Origin of the sequence: Arcobacter peruensis (assembly GCF_003711085.1) — a bacterium.
GTDB classification, from domain to species: domain Bacteria; phylum Campylobacterota; class Campylobacteria; order Campylobacterales; family Arcobacteraceae; genus Poseidonibacter; species Poseidonibacter parvus.
On sequence record NZ_CP032363.1, the window covers coordinates 2,195,298 to 2,199,352 of the forward strand.

3 protein-coding genes are annotated in these 4,055 nt (G+C 27.3%); all 3 read left to right on the forward strand.

Annotated features, from left to right (window positions below; genetic code table 11):
- The first annotated feature begins 7 nt into the window (after window positions 1–7).
- Window positions 8–2,173, forward strand: coding sequence for a type I secretion system permease/ATPase (locus D3Z07_RS11025; RefSeq protein WP_076088780.1), 2,166 nt, complete (start codon window positions 8–10; stop codon window positions 2,171–2,173).
- The gene (locus tag D3Z07_RS11030; protein WP_083657270.1) at window positions 2,170–3,729 is read left to right on the forward strand and encodes an HlyD family type I secretion periplasmic adaptor subunit; all 1,560 of its coding nucleotides are present in this window, start codon (window positions 2,170–2,172) and stop codon (window positions 3,727–3,729) included. The genes D3Z07_RS11025 and D3Z07_RS11030 overlap by 4 nt, the downstream gene beginning before the upstream one ends.
- Before the next feature lie 128 nt (window positions 3,730–3,857).
- Window positions 3,858–4,034, forward strand: coding sequence for a hypothetical protein (locus D3Z07_RS13890; RefSeq protein WP_156981743.1), 177 nt, complete (start codon window positions 3,858–3,860; stop codon window positions 4,032–4,034).
- The last annotated feature ends 21 nt before the right edge of the window (window positions 4,035–4,055 follow it).

The following is a 4,055-nucleotide window of genomic DNA, read 5'->3' on the forward strand; positions in this document are numbered from 1 at the left end:
GTAAATATTGGAAAATAATGATTCTAACTTAACTGAAAGTGAAACATTAACTAATTTAAAAGATAGAAGAAAAGTAGATGACCTTTTAGGTTGTCTACTTTTTTTATCTAAATTTCACAAAAGAGAAACTTCTGCAGAGTCCTTAACTTTTGGACTTCCTATTCATAAATCTTCAATGAATATTTCAATGTTTCATGAAGCAGCAGCTAAAATTGGCTTAATTGGCAAAACTGTTAAAAGAAATAATATAAAAGATATCACAAAACTTGCATTGCCATCTGTTTTAATTCTAGATAAAGAACGGGCTTGTGTTTTACTTGATTATGATTTAGACTCTGGAATAGCAAGTGTTATACTACCTGGTCTTAGTTCTGGTGAAACAGTAATGGAAATTAGTAAACTAGAATCAGAATATACAGGTGAAGTAATTATTATTAAACCTGAATATAATTTTAATAATAGAATTGAAAAAGAAGTTTTAGTTGACAATCCAAAAGAGTGGTTTTGGGGTACATTATTAAGAAATAAAGGTATATATAAACAAGTAATTGTAGTTTCTTTATTTATAAATATCTTTATATTAGCAACACCTTTATTTACAATGAATGTTTATGATAGAGTTTTACCAAATAATGCAATTGAAACATTGTGGGCTTTATTTATAGGTATATCTATTGTAATGTTATTTGATTTGATTTTAAAGGTTTTAAGAGCACATTTTTTAGGAATAGCTAGTAAAAGAGCTGATACAATAATGTCTAATAAAATATTTAATCATATATTAAATATTAAAATGGAATCAAAACCTTCTTCAACAGGACAGTTTGTAAGTAGATTACAATCTTTTGAAAGTGTTAGAGAATTTTTTACATCAGCAACTATTGCAGCTATTGTTGACTTACCTTTTGTATTAATTTTTATTCTAGTAATCGTATATATTGCGGGACCATTAGCTTATATTACAGTTGCTACTGTTTTAATTTCTTTAGTATTTTCATGGTATTTACAACGTCCTTTAAAAACTATTATTGAAAAATCTGTAAAAGAAGAACAGATTAAACAAACTACCCTAATTGAAACAGTAGCTGGTTTAGAGATTATTAAAAGTGTTAAAGCTCAAAATAGAATGAGAACTCATTGGGATCAATCTATTAATAAAACTGTTCATTATGCTGATAAAGGGCATTTTTTATCTCAAAGTATTACTTATTTTACTGCATTTATTTCTCAGTTCTCAAATATTGCAATTGTTGCAGGGGGAGTGTATTTAGCTCAAGATGGTGAAATTACAATGGGTGCAATTATTGCTGCTATGATTCTTAATGGAAGAGTAATTGCTCCTGTTTCTCAACTTGTTGGAATGATTATTAAATTTGATAAAACGATGTTATCTTTAGATAATTTAGATGAAGTAATGAATATGCCAGTTGAAAAAGAGAATAAATCTTATATTAGTAGACCTAATTTAAAAGGTGATATAGAATTAAAAGATGTTCAGTTTTCTTATAAAGATCAGAATCATCAAACTTTAAAAGATATAAATCTAAAAATTAAACAAGGTGAAAGAATAGCTATATTGGGGAAAATAGGTTCAGGTAAATCAACTTTACTAAAAATGATTATGAATTTATATGAGCCAACAGATGGATCTGTTTTAATTGATGGATTAGATACAAGACAAATTGATCCAACTGATTTAAGACAAGCAATTGGTACTGTTCCTCAAGAACCATTTTTATTTATGGGTTCAATTAAAGATAATCTTACAATTGGCGAGCAGTTTGTCTCTGATGAAGAATTATTAAGAGTTTCAAAAATTGCAGGTCTTGATGATTTCTTAGGAAAACATGCAGCAGGATATGATTTACTTGTTGGCGAGAGAGGGGAAGGATTATCAGGTGGTGAAAGGCAATCTGTTACATTAGCTAGGGCACTTATTTCTGATCCTAATATTATAATGCTAGATGAACCTACAAATTCAATGGATAGACAAACAGAAAAGCAATTTATAGATAGAATAAAGAAAATCATTCTAGATAAAACGCTTATAGTAGTTACTCATAAAACATCACTTTTAGAATTAGTTGATAGAGTTATTATTGTTGAAAATGGCCAAATTGTTGTAGATGGACCGAAATCTGAAGTATTCACAAATAAAGTGAGTAAGAAATGAGTGATGTAAACAATAAACTTGATAATATTTTAAGTGAGGATAATGATCATTTAACTGTTATTGAAACTTCAAAAAAAGAAGTCAAAGAAAAAGAAGAAATTAAGCAAGAAGAAAAAATAGAAGAAGGTTATAAGAAAGAAGACTTCACTAAGGAAGTTAGAAAACCTAAGAAAGGCTTAATTAATTGGATACAAAAACTTTATGGAGTATCTGATGAGGAAGAAGATGATTTAGAATTTGTTTATTCTAGTTATGCTAATGCTAATGAAGAAGCATCAAAGTCTTCAAATATAATTTTTTTATTAGTTACAGTGGTTTTTTCATCGTTAATTCTTTGGGCTGCATTTGCACAAATTGACGAATTAGCTAGAGGTAATGGTAAAGTTATTCCTACTGATAAAATTCAAACAGTTCAATCTTTAGATGGTGGAATAATTTCAGAAATTTTTATTAAAGAAGGTCAAACAGTAAAAAGTGGTGATGCTTTAATGAAAATTGATACTACAAGGTTTAAAGCAACACTTGATGAAAGTAAACAAGAGTATTTGTCTTTATTAGCCATTATGGCAAGATTAGAAATTGAATCAAGAATTGATGTAAATAAATCATTACCAAAAATAAAGTTTAATAAAAAAGTTCTAAAAGATAGTTCAAGATATGATATTAATGAAACACTACTTTTAGAAAATAGATTTAGAGAACTAAAGTCTTCTGTACGTGTTTTAGAAAATCAAGCTAGTCAAAAAAGACAAGAATTGAAAGAAATTAGAAGTAATATTAAAAAACTCGATGAAAGTTTAGGATATATTACTGAACAAAGAAAAACAATTAAAAAATTAGTTTCAAGAGGAGTTAAATCAAAATTTGATTTACTTAATATTGAAAAAGAATACACACAAACAAAAGGTGATTTAGATACAGCTAAATTATCTATATCAAGGTCTAATTATGCAATTACTGAAGCTCGAAATAGAATTAATGAAAAAGTAAATACATTCAGAGCTGAAGCTTCAAATGAGTTACAAAAAACAGCTGGATTAATTAATAAATTTGAAGCAAAACTAGTAGGTGATGAAGATAAAGTTGCAAAAACTGTTATTAGCTCTCCTGTTGATGGAATTATTAAACAACTTAATTTAAATACTATTGGTGGGGTTGTTCAATCGGGAATGGAGTTAGTTGAAATTGTTCCTTTGAGCGATGCATTGGTTGTTGAAGCTAAAATTGATCCTAGAGATATTGCTTTTATTAATCCTAGTCATAAAGCAATTATTAAAATTACTGCTTATGATTTTTCTATTTATGGTGGATTAGAAGGTAAGATAATTGAAATATCTGCTGATAGTATAGTCGATAAAGAATCTAAAGAAGGTAAAAGTTATTACCGTGTTTTAGTAAAAACTAATAAAAACTATCTTGAAAGAAATGGTACTAAGTTACCTATTATCCCAGGAATGGTAGCAAGTGTTGATATTGTTACTGGTAAAAAATCTATTCTTGATTTCCTTTTAAAACCAATCTTAAAAGTTAAACAAGACTCCTTACATGAAAGATAACTAATATTTAGTTATCTTTTTCTTCAAAAAAACCTTAAAAATTATATTTAAAAAACTTTTTAGAGACTTTATTGTCATATTATATTAGAATAAATAATTTTAATTACATAAAATTAAAAAGGTCTAAGATGATTATTGATGATTATTTACTTATTGATGATGAAGATATAAGTTTTTATGAGAACGAATGGGTTGAGAACTCAATTGAGATACTAGATAGCGTAACATATAATGTTTACCAAGGTACAGGTGATAGCTCATTAGTTAAGCTATTAATCAACGAAGATATTACAATAGAATTATAAGATATAAAAGAGGATATGAAT

Excerpts from the sequence above, each read along its gene's own strand:
- D3Z07_RS11030 (WP_083657270.1), top strand. The coding sequence starts at position 2,170 with ATGAGTGATGTAAACAATAAACTTGATAATATTTTAAGTGAGGATAAT.
- D3Z07_RS13890 (WP_156981743.1), top strand. The coding sequence starts at position 3,858 with ATGATTATTGATGATTATTTACTTATTGATGATGAAGATATAAGTTTT.